This window comes from Bacillus sp. FSL W7-1346 (assembly GCF_038593335.1).
Classification (GTDB): Bacteria; Bacillota; Bacilli; order Bacillales; family Bacillaceae; genus Bacillus; species Bacillus altitudinis.
Genome location: NZ_CP151988.1, coordinates 697,512 through 719,308, shown reverse-complemented (window position 1 = coordinate 719,308; position 21,797 = coordinate 697,512). Strand labels below are relative to the sequence as shown.

The following is a 21,797-nucleotide window of genomic DNA, read 5'->3' as shown; positions in this document are numbered from 1 at the left end:
CTATAAATGTACAAACAAATGATAAAAGATTGATTCACTCTATTATAACATTGTGCGTTACATTATTCGGAGGTGCAGAACATGGCAAAAGGATTAAAGGTTGTCACAATCGGCGGAGGATCAAGCTATACACCGGAGCTAGTCGAAGGATTCATTAAACGGTACGATGAATTTCCAATTAGCGAACTTTGGCTCGTCGATATCGAAGCAGGTAAAGAAAAGCTTGAGATCGTCGGAAATCTTGCAAAACGTATGGTGAAAAAAGCGGGACTTCCAATCGAGGTTCATTTAACTTTAGATCGCCGGAAAGCACTGGTAGACGCTGATTTCGTCACAACACAATTCCGCGTCGGATTACTGGAAGCACGTATGAAGGATGAACGCATTCCTTTAAAATATGATGTCATTGGTCAAGAAACCAACGGTCCAGGTGGTCTATTCAAAGGCCTGCGTACCATCCCTGTCATTCTTGAGATTGTGAAAGATATTGAAGAATTATGCCCGGATGCTTGGCTTGTGAATTTCACCAATCCAGCTGGTATGGTCACAGAAGCCGTACTTCGCTATTCAAACCACCGCAAAGTCGTTGGCTTATGTAACGTACCAATCGGCATTCGCATGGGCATCGCCAAAGGACTTGATGTCGACGCAAGCAGAGTCGAAGTCAGCTTTGCTGGATTAAACCATATGGTCTTTGGACTGAACGTGTTCTTAGATGGCAAAAGCATCATGGATCAAGTGATCGAAGACATGGCAGATCCAAACTCCACCATGTCCATGAACAACATTCAAGCGATTCCGTGGGATGCAGATTTCTTAAAAGGGCTTGGTGTGATTCCTTGCCCGTACCACCGCTACTATTACAAAACAAGTGATATGCTGGCTGAAGAGAAAAAAGCAGCAGCGAATGAGGGAACTCGTGCAGAAGTCGTCCGTGCACTAGAAAATGACCTGTTCGAGCTTTACAAAGATCCTGATCTTGATATTAAGCCGCCACAGCTTGAAAAACGAGGCGGTGCTTACTACAGTGATGCAGCATGTAACTTGATCGCATCTATTTATAACGACAAGCACGACATTCAGCCTGTAAATACCATCAACAATGGCGCCATCAGTGACATTCCAAATGATTCTGCCGTTGAACTGAACTGTGTCATTACAAAAGACGGCCCAAAACCAATCGCTGTTGGTGAAATGCCGGTTGCTGTCAAAGGACTTATTTCTCAAATTAAATCCTTTGAACGTGTAGCCGCTGAAGCAGCCGTGACAGGCGACTACAACACAGCACTTGTCGCCATGACCATCAATCCGCTCGTCCCATCAGATGCCATTGCAAAAAGCATCCTAGATGAAATGCTAGAAGCACACAAAGACTACTTACCACAGTTTTTCAATAAAGTAGAAGCATAAAAAGAAGCCGCACTTGTGAAAAGTGCGGTTTTTCTTATTTCCCGGCAAACAACCGATCCATCTGAGCACGGTCATAGTCTAAGAGCCAGTGCTTTAAACCTTCATAAACTGGACGCAGATGTTCTGGATCTGTCGCAATAAGATCACAGCCTCGATCATCATATAAGTGGAAAATCATCTGTTTTGAGAGATTGATGAGATAAATGTCATAACCAAGCTTTCCTTTCATGATTTGATTCGGTTTGTAGAAATCCTCTTGGCATATGGCTTGTAATAGCGGGCGCAATCGAATATCTTGCAACTGACACTTGAGTGTAAATCTCTCTATTTTCATTGTTTCTTCTTGTTTTGGTTGTACATAGGTCAAACGCTCGTGACGCAATCGGTGACGCACTTGTCGGTCGGCATATTTTTGATAAACAAGGAGCTTTTGCCTCGTTAGTTCATGTTCATGCTGCGTGTAAACATCCGTGACAAGTAGAATATCGTCTTCTGGATCAAAAGCATATCTGACAATTTTTAAAGCCCGATCGCCTGCTTTTTCTAATACAACCGATTCTTCTCCTAATGACCAATCTGCCACTTCAAAGCGAAGACCAAAAGGCCACTTATAAAAAAGAGGCGGCGCGAGGACAAGTTCAGGAAAATGACTTTTTAAAAAACGATTGGTTTGATCGCTCATCTCATGTCCTTCCATTGGTTTTATTTCTTATTTTACCGTTGAAACTGATGGGAATTCAATTGGAAATAAACTGTCATTTCTTATATGATAGAAAGAGATGGAGGTGTGACCAATTGAAAAAATGGTTTTTACAGGTATTCCTCACCGCATTGATCACGATGTGGATACAGACTGGACTTGATCAGGCGAACATCATTCATATCACCAATGTATGGGTCGATGTCAGCAGCTGGATCCTAATCTTCTTTGTCATCTACGCACTTTTTGAATGGACTGCTCACGTCTTAGCAAAACGGAAAATCGCTCATCGCTGAACATCTCTTTTTACAGAGATGTTTTTTGTTGAAACTCTTCCTGCACAAGTTCATGAATCACACCCATTCCTGCCTGACTTCCGGCTGCTGCTGCAAGAACAAGCTGAGCAAGTCCGCCTAAATTATCACCACATGCAAAAATACCGCTGACGGTTGTACGCCCAAGAATATCTGTTTCAATGCCCCCATTTTTCGTCATTTGACAGCCTAGTTTTTCAGCAAAAGGGGTTGACTGCTTGAAATCACTTGCGACAAATCCGCCTTCTCTTTTCACAGTTTCCCCATTCGCAAGGTGAAGAGAGTGAAGCTGCCCATTGTCATGATGGATCGCTACAATTGGTACATCAATGACTTGAATAGAATGCGCTGATAGCAGTGCTTTCTCCTCTTCAGCTAACACTTGCTGTCCATTTGTAAACACAATCAAATCCTTTGTCCAATTGGAAAGAAGTTTCGCCATATGCAAAGCACGCTGGTTCTCTGCAATCAGGGCAAGTGGCTTGTCCTTCAGCTCCCAGCCATCGCAGAAAGGACAGCTAAACAACGTCTTTCCATACACATCATGAATCCCGTTGATCTTTGGCAATATATCCTGAAGTCCAGTTGCCAAAATGATTTTTTTCGCTTCGAATCTTTCTCCTTCTTGTGTCAGTAACGCGAAGTTGTCCTCATAATTTTGTATCTCCACCATTCTGCTTCGTTTGATTTGGATATTGGGGTAGTTTTGGAGATCCGCTTCTCCTGCTTGTCTGATCTCAAACGGTGTCATTCCATCGTTTGTAATAAATCCATGTGATTCCTGAATCACTCGATTTCTTGGCATCTCATCATCGAATACCATGACCTGTTTTCTGCCCCGCCCCACAACAAGAGCTGCATTTAATCCGGCTGGCCCGCCTCCAATAATGGCACAATCTAATATCATATAAACCGCTCCTTTTTATAAAAGACTTTAAAGACTCTTAATATCTATAATTAGTTCAAAAAAATCACATGTTGAAAAATGGATTTTTTTCTGTCTGCTCTATTTGGCTTGCAATATCAACTAACCGCTTTTGACTTAACGTCTCCTGCATTTTCATTTCAACATCCTGCATGACTTTTTCAATCAAACAGCCATCGTGAGGCATGAAAGAATCATGTGCTAAAGAACAACGAAATAAATTGGTTTGTCCTTCTACCGCCTGAATGACGTCTAGAAACGAAATGTCCTCCTTCTTTTTCAGAATGGTGTAACCACCTTTTGCGCCAGGTGTTGATTCAATCAATCCCGCCTTCACAAGCTTTGTTAAAATTTTAGATAAATAGGTAGGTGAAAGATCTTGCATCTTGGCGAGAGGTTCAACGCCTATTGCTTTCCCCTTTGGTGCAAGGGTTAAAAATACCATCGTATGAAGCGCATAGTTGGTCGCTTTAGAATATTTCATAGAAACACTCCTTTCTATCTATTGTAGACCTTTTATATCTGTAATTGATCATAAAAGATTCAAGAAGAAAAAGCAAGTATTGTGGATCTGCTTCTTTTTTCATTCCACATTTCGCATTTCCTTCCGATAATAGAAGTAAGCACGAATAAAGCTTGATGAAGACTAGAAGGAGTGAAAAAAATGTCAGATCAACAGCACAATGCAGCACACGAAGAAGAAGAGGAATTTAACGTATACGACATGCTTCCACCCGCAGGAACAATCATTGGCGAAGCAACAGAAGAAGAAATGGAAGCTGCGGCAGCATTAGAAGTGAGACATTACGCCTTTATGCGTCTGCAAGACTCGTACATTCAATTTGATGGATCTTCTTATAAAGAATTGCTTAAAGACTTTCAAGAACTAGAATTTGATTCTGCAAAATTTTGGAGAGCCATCGCACGACGCCTGCAAGTCCCATACGAATGGCCCATCCGAATCGACCATGCAAACGGTCCTATTTATATTGGTGAAACAGAAGATAGCCGTGAGGTTGAGGAGAGTGCGGAGTAAGGACATGGTGACCCCCTTTTTAGTAAGGGGGGCTTTTTAAGAAATTTAAAAGATTTTTCACATGAAATAGATATTCTTATTGCTCTTCTAAATCAAATTCCAACCACAATGATATATTAAAAGCGATTTCATGCATTTCATCTATTTTTGATTGATTCAATTCCTCCGCAAAACGACGTGCATTTTGAAAAATATCGTCATTCTGCTTAATCACCACAGCATTCAGTGTAAGGATTGTACTGAGCGCCCAGCCAGCAGTTACTAACAAATTTTCGTCTTGAATGGCGTTCATAAAAGTTTCTACTTCTGAAAAAAACCACTTGATATCATCAATTTGTTCTACATGAAAAAATACAATATTCTGAAGTGCCTCAGGATCTCTGGTCTTCAATATTTCTTTCACTTCTTCTTGTGATAGTGGTGGGTTTTGCTTTTCATATTCAGCCTGCCACTCTTCATCTGACATCCCATCTTCTTCGCTATCTTCTGCGGTATAATGCCCCGCAATCAATTCATCAAACGAATCCGCTAATTTAAAATTCGTCTCATATTCTAGATCAAAGTAATGAACTGGCGGATGTTCCTTTGTTTCTCTATAATCCAATGCGATCCACGTATGACCATCCCCACAAATCAGCACAAGCCTCTCAGGCAATTTCCATTCTTCTATTAAATAATCACTATCCATGATACCTTCGCCTTTGGCAATTCCTCTTAAATGATCAAATGACACATGATCTTCTGCCCATCCATTCGGCTGGTCTGTTGGAAAAGCATTATGCAAGGTATAACCGCCATTTTGTTCGAGAATCAGTTTCTTATATGTATCAGGCAAGATGACGCCTAGTTTCTTTTCCGCTTTTGCAATGCCTTTTTCATTGATTTTCTTAAATGTCTCTTCACTTTCTCTGTCTGTGTCCCAAAATGGTTTCAAATAATATACCTCCAATTGTTATTTCTATCTCATTTTACCATTTAAGAAAACTAGTTTAATAGTCCTATTCATAAAAAAAGAGAAGGGTTCTCCCTCCTCTTGTTGATCATGATTGTTCTTGATTTCTCGCTTCAAATTCATCTAGCATTGCACGCACTTCATCTGTTGATGATGTGTTCATTAATTGGTTTCTTAGGAAGCTCGCTCCTCTGAACCCTTTCACATAAATCTTAAAGAAACGATGAAGTGCCTTAAATGGACGCAAACCTAATGAGGAATATTGATCATGAAGATCAAGATGCAACCTTAAAAGACCTAGCAGCTCATCACTCGTATGCTCTTTCGGCTCTTTTTCAAAAGCAAATGGGTTATGGAAAATCCCACGCCCAATCATCACTCCGTCCACTCCATACTGCTCAGCTAGCTTTAAGCCAGTTTGACGGTCAGGAATATCACCATTGATCGTCAAAAGCGTATCAGGAGCTACTTCATCACGCAATTTCTTAATCTCAGGAATGAGCTCCCAATGCGCATCTACCTGGCTCATTTCCTTTCTAGTACGAAGATGAATCGATAAATTCACAATGTCTTGCTCCAAAATGTGTCTGAGCCAACCACGCCATTCATCGACCTCTGTAAACCCTAGTCTTGTTTTCACACTAACAGGTAATCCCCCTGCTTTTGCCGCTTGAATCAGCTCTGCCGCAACGTCTGGACGAAGAATCAATCCACTACCCTTCCCGTTTTGCGTGACATTTGGGACAGGACAACCCATATTAATATCAAGCCCCTGAAATCCTAACTCCGCCATTCCAATACTCATTTGTCTAAAGTTCTCAGGCTTGTCTCCCCATATATGAGCAACAATCGGCTGCTCATCCTCTGTAAATGTTAAACGGCCTTTCACACTTTGAATGCCATCAGGGTGGCAGTAGCTCTCACTGTTCGTAAACTCTGTAAAAAACACATCCGGTCTCGCCGCCTCACTCACAACATGACGAAACACAACATCTGTCACTTCTTCCATTGGTGCTAATATAAAAAATGGCCGCGGTAAATCACGCCAGAAATTTTTACTCATCTTTCATCCAATTCCTCTCACGACATAGCGCCTAAAGGGCATGTCCTTCTGTAAATTCTTTCAGCAATTTTTATCATTATATACTTTAATATGAACTAGGCAAAATTGCAAAAAAGGACATTTCAAAACCAAATAAGGGGTAAAGATTAATTTTCGACCTATAATTACCGCTTTGTATTCAAGTGAAAGGCAGCCAAAATAAAAATATCCCGATATCGGTGTTATATCACGAAATCGGGATGCTTCAATACATTATGACTGTTGAATCACAAGACTAGCAACGCATTCAACATGACTCGTATGCGGAAACATATCCACAGGCTGCACTTCCTCCGTCACATACCCACCATCTTCAAGAATATGCAAATCACGAGCAAGCGTCCCTGGATTACAGGACACATACACAACACGGTTCGGTTTCATCTTTAAAATCGTATCAAGCAGTGCTTCGTCACAGCCTTTTCTTGGTGGATCAACGACAAGAGTGTCTGCTTTAATGCCTTCTTTGTACCAGTTTGGGATAACGGTTTCTGCTTCGCCGACTGCGAATTCAACGTTGTTGATTCCGTTTAAGGCAGCGTTGCGTTTTGCATCTTCAATCGCTTCTGGCACAATTTCCACGCCATATACTCTGCCTGCTTTTTGTGCGAGAAATAAGGAAATTGTACCGATTCCGCAATACGCATCGATCACGGTTTCTTCTCCTTGCAGCTCGGCATATTCAAGGGCTTTATCGTAAAGAACCTTTGTTTGAGCTGGATTCACTTGATAAAACGAGCGGGCTGAAATGGCAAATTTGATGTCGCCAATCGTGTCATAAATGTATTCTTCTCCCCATAAAACGGTCGTTTCGTCTCCGAAAATGACATTTGTCTTCTTTGAATTTACGTTTTGTACAATTGACCGAACGTGTGGGAAGCGTGCTATAATCTGTTCAATCACCTGCTGCTTTTGCGGAAAATCAGCCGTTCTTGTGACAAACACAACCATCATTTCACCTGTTGCAATACCGTAACGAACCATGACATGGCGAAGCCAGCCTTTATGACGTTCTTCGTTATATGCTTTGATGCCAAACGCATTGCAGATGTCTTTTACTGCCTGTACCACTTCGTCATTTTCTGATTGCTGGATCAAGCATTTTTCCATATCAATGATTTCATGGGTACGCTGCTGATAAAATCCAGCAACAAGTCCGCCTTCCCGTTCGCCAACTGGTACTTGTGCTTTGTTTCGGTAGTTCCAAGGGTCTTCCATGCCGAGTACAGGATGAACTTTTACACGGCTCATATCAAGCTTGCCGATCCGCTCCAATACGTCCTTTACTTGTTTCTGTTTAAAAAGCAGCTGGCCTTCATAGCTCATGTGCTGAATTTGACAGCCTCCGCACTGCTTATAGATAGGACATGGCGCATCTTGCCTGTGCTGACTTTCCTTTGTCAGCTCCATGAGTCGTCCAAAAGCAAATCCTTTTTTGACACGTGTGACTTTGATTTTCCCTTGTTCGTCAGGAAGGGCATTCGGTACAAATACAGGGAAACCCTCAACTTTCGCTACACCTGCACCTTCGTGCGTTAAATCTTCGAAGGTTACATTGTAGTATTCATTTTTTTGAACAGGCGGTTTCATTTTCACCAATTTTATCACCTCATTTGCAAAGAAAAACTTGGTCGCCATAAGGAACCAAGTTCAGTCTTCACCCTATTTTTTCAGCTGTTGCTTTTGGCACAATAAATTCAATATGGCGATACAGGTTTTCAAATTCACCTGGCAGCATGCCGCCGTATTCACCATCTAAATTCAATTGCATTTTATCTTTTACATCTACCTTCACGCGATTCGCTTTTGCGTAGATGACATTGTTATCATGAATATGCTCGCCTCTGAGTGCAAGGCTGACCACTCGAATGGCTTCTGCTAGATTGACCTTCTTTAGAATGATCAGGTCAAACATCCCATCATCTAGAATGGAATCTGGTGCCAGCTTTTCAAAGCCGCCTACTGAGTTTGTTAGTGAAACAAGAAACAGCATGATTTCTCCATGAAACAATTTGCCGTCATATTCAATTTCGACTTCTGTCGGGCGAATGGAAGGAAGCATCTCCATACCTTTCAAATAATACGCAAGTTGTCCTAGCATGGTTTTCAGCTTACTAGGCACTTCATAGGTCAGCTCTGTTAATCGGCCGCCTCCCGCAATATTAATGAAATACTGTCCATTCACTTTACCAATATCAAGCGGCTTTGCTACACCATCAATGATCGCATCTGTCGCTTTTAAAATATCTTCTCTTGGAATGCCAAGTGCTCTTGCGAAGTCATTGGTCGTTCCAACTGGAATGATTCCTAATTTTGGTCTTTTTTCAAGCGGTGCTAATCCGTTGACGACTTCATTAATCGTGCCGTCTCCACCAGCTGCTACAATTAAATCAAAGTCTCTCTGTGCGGCTTTTTCGGCTGCTTGTGTTGCATCTCCTGCACATGTCGTCGCATGACAAGATGTTTCATAGCCAGCCTGTTCAAATTTTTGCAAAACCTGCGGTAAATTCTTCTTAAAGAGTTCACGTCCAGATGTCGGATTGTATATAATTCGAGCACGTTTCATTCATCATCATCCTATTATCATTATGCAATCTATTTTCACCACTAACAACCTTTAATTATACTATGAGATTTGAAAATGGCAACAGAACACCCCCCTAATATTTGAAATCTCATGGTACGTTTCCCTCAGCAGATCAGCATTCTGATAAGATAAAAGAAAACGATGAAAAGGATGGTATGCCATGAAAAAGCCTGTCTATTTCAATCATGACGGCGGTGTTGATGATCTCGTGTCCTTATTTCTGCTCCTTCAAATGGAACACCTGAAAGTGATCGGGACGTCTGTGATTCCTGCTGATTGTTATTTAGAGCCTGCGCTGAGCGCCTCTCAGAAAATTATTGATCGATTTAGCCCATATGAGATTGAAGTCGCCGCTTCCAATTCTAGAGGTGTGAATCCATTTCCAAAGGAATGGCGTATGCATGCCTTTTATGTAGATGCCCTGCCGATTTTAAACGAAAAAGGTGCTGTTGATACAAAAGTATCTAAGCTTCCTGCACATCTTCACCTGATTGAAACGGTGAAAAAGTCAACCGAACCTGTTACCCTGCTCTTTACAGGACCGCTCACAGACCTTGCACGCGCCTTAGAAGAAGATCCTTCCATATCAAATAAAATTGAGAAACTGGTGTGGATGGGCGGCACATTCCTTGAAAAAGGCAATGTCGAAGAACCCGAGCATGATGGAACAGCAGAATGGAATGCTTTTTGGGACCCTTATGCTGTGAGCACCGTATTTCAAGAGCGTTTTCCAATTGAAATGGTCGCACTTGAAAGTACAAATCAGGTTCCGCTCACACTCGATGTCCGTCAACGATGGGCTTCCCTGCGCTCCCACATCGGGATTGACTTTATCGGACAATGTTATGCCTTTTGTCCACCTCTCATTCATCACGAAACAAACTCGACTTACTACTTATGGGATGTGCTGACAACAATCACTCTTGCATCCACCTCATTTACCCGTTCAAAAGAAATGAATGCAATTGTTTATACCGAAACACCAAGACAAGGACGTACCGAAGAACATCCAGATGGAAAATTGATTCAAGTCATTGACCACGTCGATCGGGATGCCTTTTTCGAGGCCTTTGAAGAGCTGATGAGAAAAGCGGTTTGTCAGATTTCATCATAAAAAAGCCCCGCTTATTAGCGAGGCTCAGATTGTTGACAAAGGACTAAATTATACTTTTTTAGCACTGTGTCTTCTTTTCAACGTGATAGAAAACCTTTGCAGCCCTAGGAAGGACGAGTACCGGCGCGGAGCGAATTTGACATTCGTGAGCACCGGAACGCAGGATTGACAAAGAATGCGAGTGTTTGTCTACACGCTGAAGCCCCGCTCATTAGCGGGGCTTCCTCTTACTCTTCTTCAGCGTACTTTTTCTTACGTCTAAACTTGCTTAAGATTTCATACACGATTGGCACGATCACCAATGTGAGAAGTGTAGAACTTGTTAAACCGCCAATAACGGTGACGCCAAGTCCTTTTGATACGATCTGACTTCCGCCTTCAAAACCTAATGCGAGTGGCAGCAATGCACCAATTGTCGCAAGTGCCGTCATTAAGATTGGGCGTAATCTTGTTGTACCTGCTTCAAGTAAGGCTTCTCTTGTTGAAAGACCTTCTTTTTCTTTATGAATCACTCGGTCAATCAAGACAATGGCATTTGTTACAACGATTCCGATTAGCATCAGCAATCCAATCATGGCATTTAAACTGATGGTTTCTTTCGCTACAAACAATCCAACGAGTGCCCCAATAACCGTAAATGGAAGTGAGAACAGAATCGCAAATGGTGCAAGACCTCCGCCAAATGTAATGACGAGAACGAGGTATACAATCGCAATCGCTGCAAGCATTGCGAGTCCTAGCTGTGTAAAGGATTCCTCAATATCCGCACTTACACCGCCTGTATCAATCGTAACGCCAGATTTCAAATCAAGCTTGTCAACTTTCTTCTGGACATCTTGTGTCACACTTGATACGTCGTCTGTTGTCATGTCACCAGATACTTCAGCATAAATCTTCCCATCACGCTTTGTCACAGTGTTTGCTGTTGTGCCATCTTTCACTTTCACCACATCGCCAATTCGGACTTGTTGTCCTGTTGGTGTTGTGATCTTTTTATTCTCTAGATCTTTTTTACTCTTGTATTCATCTTTTTCCGTTTGAAGCTTCACATCTAGTTCTTTGCCGTCCTCTGTTACTTTCGTCAACGTTGTTTCATTACTTTGAGGAGCGATCGCCTGTGCGATTTGTGAAGCGGTTAAGCCTAGTTTCGCCAGTTTTTCTTGATCTGCATTAAACGTATATTCGTCATATTTCTCAGATAAGCTTGTGCTGACGTTTTTCAAGTTCTTTTCATCTTTTAAAATGTTCTCGACATCTTTGACTGTGCCTTCAATATCACTTGCTTTGTCACCGTACACATAGTACGTCACTGTATTGCTTGCGCCAGCAGATGAGAAGTCTTGTGATTTCCATTCCCCTTTAGACGTTTTGTCTTGAAGGGCTTTAACCATACGATCTTTTTCTTTATCAAAGTTCGGTGTGTCCTCGTCGTATTGTACGAAGAATAATGCACCGTTAGAGTTTCCGCCAACACTTGCTGTCATTGCATTTGAAGAGCCTAATGAATATTGAACCGTATTGACATGATCACGTTTCATTAAGTAATCTTCTGCCTTTTTCGTTTCAGCAATGGCTTGTTCTCTTGTTTGTCCAGGCTCTGGCGTGTATGTCACCATTGCCGTTTTTTCTGCTTCCTGTGGTAAGAAGCTGACACCGACAAGTGGTGCGAGGAATAAGCTTCCGACCAGCATCAGAATCGCAATTCCTGACGTGATCCATTTATGGTTCAATGTCCAATTGAGTACACGTCTATAACCACCAGCAAGTTTGCTTGGTTTGTGTTCTTTCACCTTTTTCGCTTTGCCATACAGGTTCTTTTTAAATAGGCTGTGAGCCATCATTGGAACGATTGTAATGGCAACAAGTAGTGAAGCCATTAGAGCAAACACAATGGTTAATGCAAATGGGATGAATAGTTCACCAATCATTCCACCCACTAGCGCTAATGGCAAGAATACCGCAATTGTGACAATCGTCGAAGACATAATCGGAATAAACATTTCTTTTGTGGCTTCTCTAACGAGTGCTTTGCCTTTTAACGGTTCATCTTTTAACGCCATTCGTCGATAGATGTTTTCTATGACAACAATCGAGTCATCGACAACGCGCCCAATGGCGACTGTCATGGCACCAAGTGTCATGATATTTAATGTGATATCGAGCTGATTTAATAATAAAACAGCAATCAACAGGGATAACGGAATGGAGATGACCGAAATTAATGTTGATTTGATATCTCGAAGGAACAACATGATGATAATGATCGCAAAGATTGCTCCGATGATCGCCTTGTTCAGCATTGTGCTGACAGATTCTTTAATCGGCTCTGCTTGATCATATGTCGTGCTGACTTTGATTCCTTTATTGTCTTTTTTGAATGTTTCAAGTTCTTTTGTGACTGCTTCTGCTACACTCACTGTGTTGGCATCAGAGCCTTTGACAATTTGCAAACCGATACTGTCTTTTCCGTTCGTTCTAGAAATCGATTCTGCATCTTTCACGACTTTAATATCTGCTATCTCAGAAAGTTTGATCGTCGGCAGTTCTACAGATTGACCGCTTGCTGCACCTGCACCTGTTTGTTGCTGAGCTGCTGCTGCTTGCTGCTGACTTGCACTTCCAGCCTGCTGATCGGTACCTTGAGCACCTGCATTTTCTGAGCCGCTAGCAGATGCACCAGCTCCTGCGCTTGCACTTGGTGTGACAGGAATTCGCATGTTTTTCAAATCTTTAACACTTAAAATATTGCCATCCACTACGACTGATTTTTGCTTGTTGCCAAATGTGTATAACCCTAAAGGTACATTGACATCAGAGCCTTTGATCATGTTTTGGACAGTTTCTTCATCTAAACCATATTCCTTCAATTTCTTTTGTTTAAAAGAAAATTCTACTTCTTTGATTTGTTGTCCAGAAGCTTCGACAGACGAGACACCCTCTAAGCTTTGAAGAGAAGGAATAAGATCATTTTCCACTTTTTGTGTCAGGTCTTGTAATGATTCTTTATCACCGGAGACACTTAGAGCTAAGATTGGAATCGCATTGATGCTAAAACGTGTGATTTTTGGTTTTTCTGCATTTTCTGGAAAATTGATATTGCTAATGGCATCTTCAATTTCCTTCTTTGCTTCATCCATATCTTTATTGTAATCGTACTCGATTTGAATCGATGAGGCATTTTCAAAAGAATTAGAAGTGACCACATTCACCCCATTGAGATTTTGTATCGACTTCTCAATTGGATCTGTCACCTTATCTGATACTTCGTCCGGCGTTGCGCCAGGATACGTTGTAGAAACCGTAATGACTGGAGTGTTGATATTCGGGATTGATTCTTGTTTCATATTCAATCCGGCATATAGACCAGCAACTGTTACGATAATCGTCATGAGCCATACAGCGAACTTGTTCTTTAATACAAAATTGATGATCGAATTCATTATGTCCTCCATTTTCCTTTATGTATTGACTGACTGGTCATTCTATATCATAATAAACGGTGATATACAATGCCGTCAACCATTTCACTTGCGTTTGACGTAACATTCTAAAGCTGAAGGGGCCTTATTTCATGAACGAAAAAAAAGAAAAAATCATTAAAGCAAGCATTCAGTTGTTTGCGAAAAAAGGTTTTTCTTCTACGACCATTCAGGAAATTGCAGATGAATGCGGAATTTCTAAAGGTGCATTTTATTTGCATTTCAAATCAAAAGAACAGCTTTTCAACAGAGCGTTTGAATATTATATCGACACGTCTATGCAAAGTATTGAAAAGATTCGAAAAGAAAATCAGCATCTTGCGCCTAGAGATATCTTTCAGAAACAAATCGCTGAACAGTTCCAGCACTTTGCTGAGAACAAGGATTTTATCATTTTGATCCTCAGCGAGAACATTATTCCGGAAAACCAGCAAATTAAAAAGTATTCCAAAACGGTTAAAAAGCAGATGAATGATGAAATCCAAATTTCTATTTTGACCACGTATGGACAGGAGATCGAACCATACATAACTGACCTGTCAGTCATGATTCAAGGAATCATCCAATCTTATGTGCAAGTACTGCTTTTGCAAGATCAGATGCAATTATCATGTGATGAGCTCTCATCCTTTATTCTCGACCGATTTGATGATTTGGTGCATGGGCTTCTCCGTTCTCATGCGAAGCCGATTCTAAAGCAAAACATTTGGGATGATGAAGCGCCAAATGCCGCTACTCTTCAAGAAGAGCTTCGATTGTTAAAATCTGAGCATCTGCTTTCGGATGATACCCTTGTATCCATTGAAGTTATTGAAGAAGAATTGGCCAAAGATGAGCCGCGCAAGCCGGTCATTCAAGGGATGCTGACAAATTTAGAAACGTGTGAGGACTCCGCTGTCCAAAGAGCTGTGGAACAATTGAAGCTATTCCTCCAATGACAATACGTGGCGATGTTCACTTTAGTTCACCTTTATCCCCTTCGAATATGTGCTAAAGCTTATGCTTCATTATAAAAAAAGAACCAATGAATTGATATACGGCGGTGGTCTGAATCTGTGATAAGACCCTGTCATTATCCATCAACAAAAAAACCGCCTCTTCCATGAGGCGGTTTTTGCGATTTATCGTTTTTTGATTTCTTCGAGAAGAATCTTGTTGACCATCGGTGGGTTTGCTTGTCCCTTCGATGCTTTCATGATTTGTCCGACTAAGAAACCAATTGCGCGGTCTTTTCCATTTTTGAAGTCTTCAATGGATTGCGGATTGTTATCAAGAGCTTCTGTGACAAGTTTGAGCAGTGCACCTTCGTCAGAAATTTGGACAAGTCCTTTTTCTTTGACGATTGTTTCTGCGTCGCCCCCATTTTCGATAAGTTCTTTGAATACCTTTTTGGCAATCTTAGAAGAAATCGTTCCTTTTTCGATAAGCTTGATCATGCCAGCCAGTCCTTGAGGCGTTAGCTTCGTATCTTCCAGCTCTTTTTGAGCCGAGTTCAAGTAGGCAGATACTTCACCCATGAGCCAGTTTGATGCTTGCTTCGCTTCAGCACCTTCTGAAATGGTCGCTTCAAAGAAATCAGACATTTCTTTTGTCAGCGTCAGTACCATTGCGTCATATGCAGGAAGTCCAAGTTCATCAATGTAGCGTTTGCGGCGCTCGTCTGGAAGCTCTGGAATCGATGCTCTTACACGTTCTTTCCACTCGTCATCAATATACAGCTCCACCAAATCTGGTTCTGGGAAGTAACGGTAATCATCAGAACCTTCTTTGACACGCATGAGGATCGTCTTTTTAGACGCTTCGTCATAGCGGCGAGTTTCTTGTTCGATCAAGCCGCCAGAAAGCAATACTTGCTCTTGACGTTTTTCTTCGAACTCAAGACCTTTTTGGACGAAAGCAAATGAGTTTAAGTTCTTGAGCTCTGTTTTCGTTCCAAACTCTTCACGGCCGATCGGACGAAGAGAAATGTTGGCATCACAACGTAGTGAGCCTTCTTCCATCTTACAGTCAGAAACGCCTGTATATTGAATAATGGATTTTAATTTTTCTAAGTAAGCATACGCTTCTTCTGGCGTACGAATGTCAGGCTCAGATACGATTTCAACAAGTGGTGTACCTTGACGGTTGAAATCGACGAGTGAATAACCGTCGCCTGTGTGCGTCAGTTTTCCTGCATCCTCTTCCAAATGAAGACGTGTAATACCAATTCGTTTTGTTTTGCCGTCTACTTCAATTTCAATCCAGCCGTTTTCACCGATCGGTTTATCAAATTGAGAAATTTGATACGCCTTTGGGTTATCAGGATAGAAATAGTTTTTACGGTCAAATTTTGTATCAGTTGCAATCTCACAGTTCAGTGCCATTGCTGCTTTCATCGCAAAGTTCACCGCTTCTTTGTTCAGCACAGGTAGTACGCCTGGATAACCAAGATCGATGACACTTGTTTGCGTATTGGCAGCCGCACCAAAAGGCGTCGGTGAGCTTGAGAAAATTTTTGATTGTGTTTTGAGCTCTACGTGGACTTCAAGTCCAATTACCGTTTCAAAGTTCATTCTGATTCACCCCTTACAGTTCAGGTTTTGCTTTATGATGATCTGTTGCTTGTTCGAAAGCGTGAGCCACGCGGTAAACGGTTCCTTCATCAAAGTGTTTACCGATGATTTGCAGTCCTAACGGAAGACCATTTGCAAATCCACAAGGCACACTGATTCCTGGGACGCCTGCAAGGTTAACAGGGATCGTTAAAATGTCGTTTGCATACATCGTGAGTGGATCGCTTGTCTTTTCACCAATGTTAAATGCCGGAGTTGGTGTTGTTGGTCCTACAATGACATCATACTTTTCAAAAACATCTTCAAAGTCTTTTTTGATCAGCGTACGGACTTTTTGTGCCTTTTTATAGTATGCATCGTAATATCCTGAGCTTAGAGCGAATGTGCCCAGCATGATGCGGCGTTTGACTTCGTCTCCAAAGCCTTCAGAACGGGTATTTTTATATAAATCAATCAGGTTGTCTGCATTGTCTGTACGGTAGCCATAGCGAATACCGTCAAAACGAGCAAGGTTTGCAGATGCTTCTGAAGATGAAAGCAAGTAGTAAGTCGCAAGCGCATATTTAGAATGCGGAAGAGACACTTCTTCCCATGTGGCACCAAGTCCTTCTAATACTTTCAACGCTTGAAGAACAGACTCTTTTGCTTCTTCGCCAACACCTTCGCCAAGATATTCTTTTGGCACAGCGATTTTCAAGCCTTTGATGTCGCCAGTTAATGAAGAAAGAAAATCTGGGACATCGACATTTGCACTCGTTGCGTCCATTTGATCAACACCAGAAATCGCTTGAAGAACATATGCGTTGTCCTCAACATTACGCGTAATCGGCCCAATTTGATCTAATGATGAAGCAAATGCGATTAAACCGTATCTGGATACACGGCCATATGTTGGTTTAAGACCAACAACACCACAGAATGACGCCGGCTGGCGAATGGAGCCGCCTGTATCTGATCCAAGAGAGAATGGTACTTCTCCAGCTGCAACAGATGCTGCTGATCCACCACTTGACCCACCTGGAACGGTGTTTAAATTCCACGGGTTTTTCGTTGGTTTGAAGCCCGAGTTCTCCGTAGAAGATCCCATCGCAAATTCGTCCATGTTTAATTTGCCGATTGTGACAGCTTCCGCTTCTCTTAAGCGGTTCACAACGGTTGCATCGTAAATAGGATCGAAGTTTTGCAAGATTTTACTTGACGCCGTTGTACGTAAATCTTTCGTCACGATGTTATCTTTGACACCGATCGGCATACCGAACAATAGACCAAGCTCGTCCTTTTCACCAACGGCCTCGTCCAATTCCTTTGCGTACGCACGTGCTTTCTCTTCGTCCAGCGCTAGGAATGCTTGTACTTTCCCGTCTACTTCATGGATTCGTTTATAAGACTCGTCCACTAAATCAGAAACAGACAGTTCCTTTTTATGTAAAAGCTCTTTTAATTCAGAAATTTTGTGGTCAAACAGTGACATGCCTCAGGCCTCCTTTAGTCCAAAATTGATGGCACACGAATATAGCCGTCTTTATGATCAGGCGCGTTTTTGATGACTGCCTCAATGGAAAGACCTTTATTCGGAACATCTTCTCTCATGACGTTTTTCATTTTTAATACGTGTGTTGTTGGTTCAACGTTTTCCGTATCTACCTCGTTTAACTGCTCTGCAAATGAAATGATGCTATCAAGCTGTTCTGTAAACATCTCAGCTTCTTCTTCTGTAATTGCAAGCCGTGCCAAATGCGCAACATGCTTTACTTCTTCTATTGAAATTCTTGACATGCAGGTTCACCTCCAAAAATGATACGTGTTCGTGGTCATGATCATAAGTCATATACACTTTATCATATCAAATTTTACTGTTCTAAAGCAACTTTACGAGGACGCCTAGAAAGGCTTTGTCCACTAATATGTCATTGTGGTGTAGCCAGTGTCTAAAATATTCATCAAGGTGACTTTTTATTTTTCAGAAAATTTTTACTTTAGTTTATTTTTGTAAACGCATACATATAGAAGCTTATCACCGATCCGTGCATTTTTTCTTAAAGATAAAGATGTTTAAGAAGGTTGATCACTTGGGAATACTCTGATAGGTTAAGTAACCATAGCAGTGAGCAGGGCAGTGAAATGTCATTTCTGTCTAGCACTTCTGTATATTTTGATTGAGGTGATGTCAAATTAATACGAAAAAGGTGAGAAAACAAAATGAGTATTGAAGTTACAATTTCCTTATCTATCTATTTTATCGGGATGCTTGCCATTGGTTGGTATGCGTTTAGGAAAACACATGATTTAAATGATTATATGCTTGGTGGACGGGGTCTTGGTCCATTCGTTACAGCTCTATCAGCAGGTGCTGCGGATATGAGTGGTTGGATGCTGATGGGTGTACCAGGTGAAATGTATAAAACAGGTTTATCGACAACCTGGCTTGCAATTGGTTTAATTGTCGGTGCTTATTTGAACTATTTAATTCTTGCACCTCGTTTACGTTCTTATACAGAAATTGCTGATGATGCCATTACGATTCCTGATTTCTTTGACAAACGATTCAAAGGATCATCTGCTTTATTAAAAGCAGTTTCAGCCGTCATCATTTTAATCTTCTTTACGTTGTATACATCATCTGGGATGGTATCAGGCGGACGTTTATTTGAGTCAGCATTCGGTGCTCACTACATGTTTGGTCTGATATTGACATCAAGTATCGTGATTTTGTATACACTGTTCGGTGGATTTCTAGCAGTGAGCTTAACGGACTTTGTCCAAGGAGCTATTATGTTTTTAGCATTAGTGCTCGTGCCGATCGTTGCCTTTACTCAATTAGGTGGACCTGTTGCCACATTCAATGATATTCAACAGATTGACCCTAAATTGCTTGATATTTTTAGAGGAACGAGCGTCATTGGCATTATTTCCTTCCTCGCTTGGGGATTAGGTTACTTTGGACAGCCTCATATTATCGTACGTTTTATGGCGATTACGTCCGTAAAAGATTTAAAACCAGCACGCCGAATCGGAATGAGCTGGATGATTATCTCTGTCATTGGTTCACTATCTGTTGGTTTAGTTGGTGTCGCATACGTACATGAAACGGGTATGAACCTTGCTGATCCTGAAACGATCTTTATCGTCTTTTCTAAAGTATTGTTCCATCCTTACATTACTGGATTCTTACTTTCTGCCATTTTAGCAGCCATTATGAGTTCAATTTCTTCTCAGCTGCTTGTGACAGCAAGTGCCATGACAGAGGATTTATACAGAACGTTTTTTAGAAAGAAAGCCTCAGATAAAGAGCTTGTGATGATTGGTCGTATGTCTGTACTCGTTGTTGCGATTATTGCTCTTTGTCTATCTCTAAACCCAAGCGACACCATTCTTGACCTCGTCGGTTATGCTTGGGCAGGATTTGGTTCTTCATTCGGTCCAGTCATCTTGCTTTGCCTATACTGGAAACGAATGAATCATCACGGTGCACTTGTCGGAATGATTGTGGGTGCCGTTGTGGTTCTTACATGGATCACGACAGGTCTCAACCATTCAACAGGTATCTATGAAATGATTCCTGGCTTTACGTTAAGTGGCTTAGCCGCAATTGTTGTGAGCTTAATGACAAGTAAACCGACAAAAGCATCAAAGCAGCTATTTAACAAAATGGAAGACCATCTCGAAGAAGAAACAAAATAACCAGACATGAGGAGTCATCTGCATTATGCGGATGACTCTCTTTATTTTTAAATAAAATGCTTTTCTTTCTCCCGTTTCTGAATAAAATAGAAGTTGTGCAGCCATATGGGCTGTGAGAAGATCATATACATGATGTGAAACGTACATGAAGTGAAAGGAGCGATACGCATGTTTTGGACAATTGAATGGGATACGGTCTTAAAATTAGCCGTTGCCACCTTAATCGGTTTGATCATCGGTCTTGAACGCGAACTTAAGAAAAAGCCGCTTGGGCTGAAAACGTGTATTGTCATTGCTGTCAGCTCCTGCGTATTAACCATCATCAGCATTGATGCAGCCTACAATTTCCCTCGAGTCTCTAAGCTTCAAATGGACCCACTCAGGTTACCGGCGCAAATTATATCTGGTGTTGGTTTTATTGGAGCAGGTGTGATTCTTCGCAAAAGCAATGACGTCATCTCAGGTCTTACGACATCTGCGATGATTTGGGGAGCAGCAGGACTTGGGGTTGCAACAGGTGCAGGTTTTTATAAAGAAGCCTTCCTCAGTCTTTTCTTTATTCTTGTCAGTGTGGAATTTTTACCTTGGCTCTTCCAGCGGATTGGACCCATTCGCTTACAGGAAAAAGAAATCCGCATCAGAATGTCACTTTCTGACCGAAACCGCATGACAGAAATTTTAAAAGAAATGAAAGCACTCAATATTCGGATTCATTCTGTACGTATTGATGATTTAAAGGAAAAAGACTATCCGATCATGGAAGTACGTGTTCGCGTACATAAAGACCGCTATACAACCGATGTGTACTTTGATATTAAAGATTTAGAAGGCGTTGTTGGTGTGAAGTGTGATACGGTGTAGGATAAAAAGCCCCTTGCTATGTCAAACAGCAAGGGGCTTTTGATTTATGTTGTTAGCTGATGAAAGTCAAAAGGCGTAATTGGGGTTTTGTCCTCAATCTCCTTTCGAAAACGCGCCAGCATGGCACTTTCGTCAGCGCTTAGTGTTCGGAGATCAAATGCTTGATGTAAAAGCCCATAAATAAGCATATGACGCAGCATAAGGAAATCTGGTATTGTCGCCAGCCATGCGTCATCAAGCTCATTCTCCTGTCGATAGCCTTTGAGAAAATGGCTCATAAATTCACCCGTAAATTCAGCTTTATCCTCATACGGAAACACCGGATACCAAAGAACGTTGTATAGCAAAATGCTCATATCGTTGATAAACCAGTGATACCCACAATCATCAAAATCAAATGCAATGATTTCTCCATGATGATAGTGGAAGTTCCCGTGATGTAAATCCGCATGCACCAGTCCATAGACATCCTTGGATATTCGGAGCTGGTGAAGCTTTTGCATCAGTTCATCTTTTCGCTGCAACACAACCGTTTGATCAGAAGGAATATACGTTTCAAGCTTTAATTGCTCCTCCTCATACCACTCTTGACGCTTATAGCGAGGATCTTTCACTTGATATTGTTTAGTCGTTTGATGCATACGCCCAGTATAGGCTCCTAACGCTTGAAACAACTGTCCATTCCAATCTGCTTCGGTCACTTTTCTGCCGGGCGCCTTTTCGTACACTCTCAGCAAAAAAGCCCCTCCTGCTTGATCGGGAATCGCTTCAACATCTTTTCCTCTTGCGGATAAAACCGGTTTAGCTACTGAGATTCCATGTTGAGATAAATACCGAATCCAGTCCATTTCTCCTAGAATATATGTGCGGGAGCGGCGAATGGTATGGGTAATTTTCAATATATAACTCGACCCTTTTTCATCCGTATATTCATACACATAATTTTCTGCATCGGCTAGAAATGTGACCTGTTCTGGCTGAAAATGATAGAGTAGAGCCGCTTTCTTTAAGACCATTTGTTCATCGTATCGTGCTTTTACTTCTTTATGCATGCTGATTCTCCTTTTATCGTCTTTTTACTTAT

At 41.5% G+C, this 21,797-nt stretch carries 19 protein-coding genes; 7 read left to right on the top strand and 12 right to left on the bottom strand.

Annotation, left to right across the window (positions count from 1 at the left end; all coding sequences use genetic code 11):
* Nucleotides 1–81 precede the first annotated feature (81 nt).
* Complete coding sequence (locus NST09_RS03575; protein WP_108611398.1) at nt 82–1,410, top strand: 6-phospho-beta-glucosidase; 1,329 nt, start codon at nt 82–84, stop codon at nt 1,408–1,410.
* 34 nt (nt 1,411–1,444) lie between these two features.
* Here the strand turns inward: NST09_RS03575 and NST09_RS03570 are convergent, their stop codons facing one another.
* Nucleotides 1,445–2,092: a DUF3885 domain-containing protein gene (locus NST09_RS03570; protein WP_108611444.1), complete on the bottom strand. Its 648-nt coding sequence runs from the start codon at nt 2,090–2,092 to the stop codon at nt 1,445–1,447.
* A 113-nt stretch (nt 2,093–2,205) separates the two neighbouring features.
* Between NST09_RS03570 and NST09_RS03565 the strand changes: the two genes are divergently transcribed.
* Nucleotides 2,206–2,406, top strand: coding sequence for a hypothetical protein (locus tag NST09_RS03565; RefSeq protein WP_025206887.1), 201 nt, complete (start codon nt 2,206–2,208; stop codon nt 2,404–2,406).
* Between the two features lie 10 nt (nt 2,407–2,416).
* On the opposite strand, the gene NST09_RS03560 is transcribed toward NST09_RS03565, so the two are convergent.
* Nucleotides 2,417–3,331, bottom strand: coding sequence for an NAD(P)/FAD-dependent oxidoreductase (locus tag NST09_RS03560; protein WP_342493356.1), 915 nt, complete (start codon nt 3,329–3,331; stop codon nt 2,417–2,419).
* Nucleotides 3,332–3,395: 64 nt separating this feature from the next.
* The gene (locus tag NST09_RS03555) at nt 3,396–3,833 is read right to left on the bottom strand and encodes an Rrf2 family transcriptional regulator (RefSeq protein ID WP_342493355.1); all 438 of its coding nucleotides are present in this window, start codon (nt 3,831–3,833) and stop codon (nt 3,396–3,398) included.
* Between the two features lie 180 nt (nt 3,834–4,013).
* Between NST09_RS03555 and NST09_RS03550 the strand changes: the two genes are divergently transcribed.
* A complete protein-coding gene (locus tag NST09_RS03550) occupies nt 4,014–4,385 on the top strand; it encodes a hypothetical protein (protein WP_024718616.1) in 372 nt (123 codons plus the stop codon).
* Between the two features lie 76 nt (nt 4,386–4,461).
* On the opposite strand, the gene NST09_RS03545 is transcribed toward NST09_RS03550, so the two are convergent.
* The 4 genes from NST09_RS03545 to NST09_RS03530 all read right to left on the bottom strand — a co-directional run bounded on the left by NST09_RS03545 (nt 4,462) and on the right by NST09_RS03530 (nt 9,005).
* A complete protein-coding gene (locus NST09_RS03545) occupies nt 4,462–5,319 on the bottom strand; it encodes an SMI1/KNR4 family protein (RefSeq protein WP_046527051.1) in 858 nt (285 codons plus the stop codon).
* 106 nt (nt 5,320–5,425) lie between these two features.
* The gene (locus tag NST09_RS03540; RefSeq protein WP_017366774.1) at nt 5,426–6,400 is read right to left on the bottom strand and encodes a tRNA-dihydrouridine synthase; all 975 of its coding nucleotides are present in this window, start codon (nt 6,398–6,400) and stop codon (nt 5,426–5,428) included.
* Nucleotides 6,401–6,652: 252 nt separating this feature from the next.
* Entirely contained in the window at nt 6,653–8,035 is a 1,383-nt protein-coding gene (gene rlmD, locus NST09_RS03535) for a 23S rRNA (uracil(1939)-C(5))-methyltransferase RlmD (RefSeq protein WP_342493354.1), read from the bottom strand.
* A 61-nt stretch (nt 8,036–8,096) separates the two neighbouring features.
* Complete coding sequence (locus tag NST09_RS03530; protein ID WP_007496845.1) at nt 8,097–9,005, bottom strand: diacylglycerol kinase; 909 nt, start codon at nt 9,003–9,005, stop codon at nt 8,097–8,099.
* A gap of 181 nt (nt 9,006–9,186) precedes the next feature.
* Here NST09_RS03530 and NST09_RS03525 point away from each other — a divergent pair, with 181 nt between their 5' ends.
* Nucleotides 9,187–10,140, top strand: a complete 954-nt coding sequence (locus tag NST09_RS03525) for a nucleoside hydrolase (protein WP_108611396.1) — start codon at nt 9,187–9,189, stop codon at nt 10,138–10,140.
* 227 nt (nt 10,141–10,367) lie between these two features.
* On the opposite strand, the gene NST09_RS03520 is transcribed toward NST09_RS03525, so the two are convergent.
* Entirely contained in the window at nt 10,368–13,580 is a 3,213-nt protein-coding gene (locus tag NST09_RS03520; RefSeq protein WP_035703570.1) for an efflux RND transporter permease subunit, read from the bottom strand.
* Between the two features lie 131 nt (nt 13,581–13,711).
* On the opposite strand from NST09_RS03520, the gene NST09_RS03515 reads away from it, so the two are divergent.
* The gene (locus NST09_RS03515; protein ID WP_017359798.1) at nt 13,712–14,557 is read left to right on the top strand and encodes a TetR/AcrR family transcriptional regulator; all 846 of its coding nucleotides are present in this window, start codon (nt 13,712–13,714) and stop codon (nt 14,555–14,557) included.
* 183 nt (nt 14,558–14,740) lie between these two features.
* Here the strand turns inward: NST09_RS03515 and gatB are convergent, their stop codons facing one another.
* Genes gatB through gatC form a run of 3 tightly spaced genes read right to left on the bottom strand, consistent with a single transcriptional unit; the run spans nt 14,741 to nt 17,947 of the window.
* Nucleotides 14,741–16,171, bottom strand: a complete 1,431-nt coding sequence (gatB, locus tag NST09_RS03510) for an Asp-tRNA(Asn)/Glu-tRNA(Gln) amidotransferase subunit GatB (RefSeq protein ID WP_007496855.1) — start codon at nt 16,169–16,171, stop codon at nt 14,741–14,743.
* Between the two features lie 13 nt (nt 16,172–16,184).
* On the bottom strand, nt 16,185–17,642 hold the full coding sequence (gatA, locus tag NST09_RS03505; protein WP_035703563.1) for an Asp-tRNA(Asn)/Glu-tRNA(Gln) amidotransferase subunit GatA: 1,458 nt from the start codon (nt 17,640–17,642) through the stop codon (nt 16,185–16,187).
* A 14-nt stretch (nt 17,643–17,656) separates the two neighbouring features.
* On the bottom strand, nt 17,657–17,947 hold the full coding sequence (gene gatC / locus NST09_RS03500; RefSeq protein ID WP_003213898.1) for an Asp-tRNA(Asn)/Glu-tRNA(Gln) amidotransferase subunit GatC: 291 nt from the start codon (nt 17,945–17,947) through the stop codon (nt 17,657–17,659).
* A gap of 423 nt (nt 17,948–18,370) precedes the next feature.
* Between gatC and putP the strand changes: the two genes are divergently transcribed.
* Entirely contained in the window at nt 18,371–19,852 is a 1,482-nt protein-coding gene (putP, locus tag NST09_RS03495; RefSeq protein ID WP_017359800.1) for a sodium/proline symporter PutP, read from the top strand.
* Between the two features lie 162 nt (nt 19,853–20,014).
* Nucleotides 20,015–20,713, top strand: a complete 699-nt coding sequence (locus NST09_RS03490) for an MgtC/SapB family protein (protein WP_169476135.1) — start codon at nt 20,015–20,017, stop codon at nt 20,711–20,713.
* A 44-nt stretch (nt 20,714–20,757) separates the two neighbouring features.
* Here NST09_RS03490 and NST09_RS03485 read toward each other — a convergent pair whose 3' ends face one another.
* Complete coding sequence (locus tag NST09_RS03485; protein ID WP_250026855.1) at nt 20,758–21,765, bottom strand: phosphotransferase; 1,008 nt, start codon at nt 21,763–21,765, stop codon at nt 20,758–20,760.
* Nucleotides 21,766–21,797 lie beyond the last annotated feature (32 nt).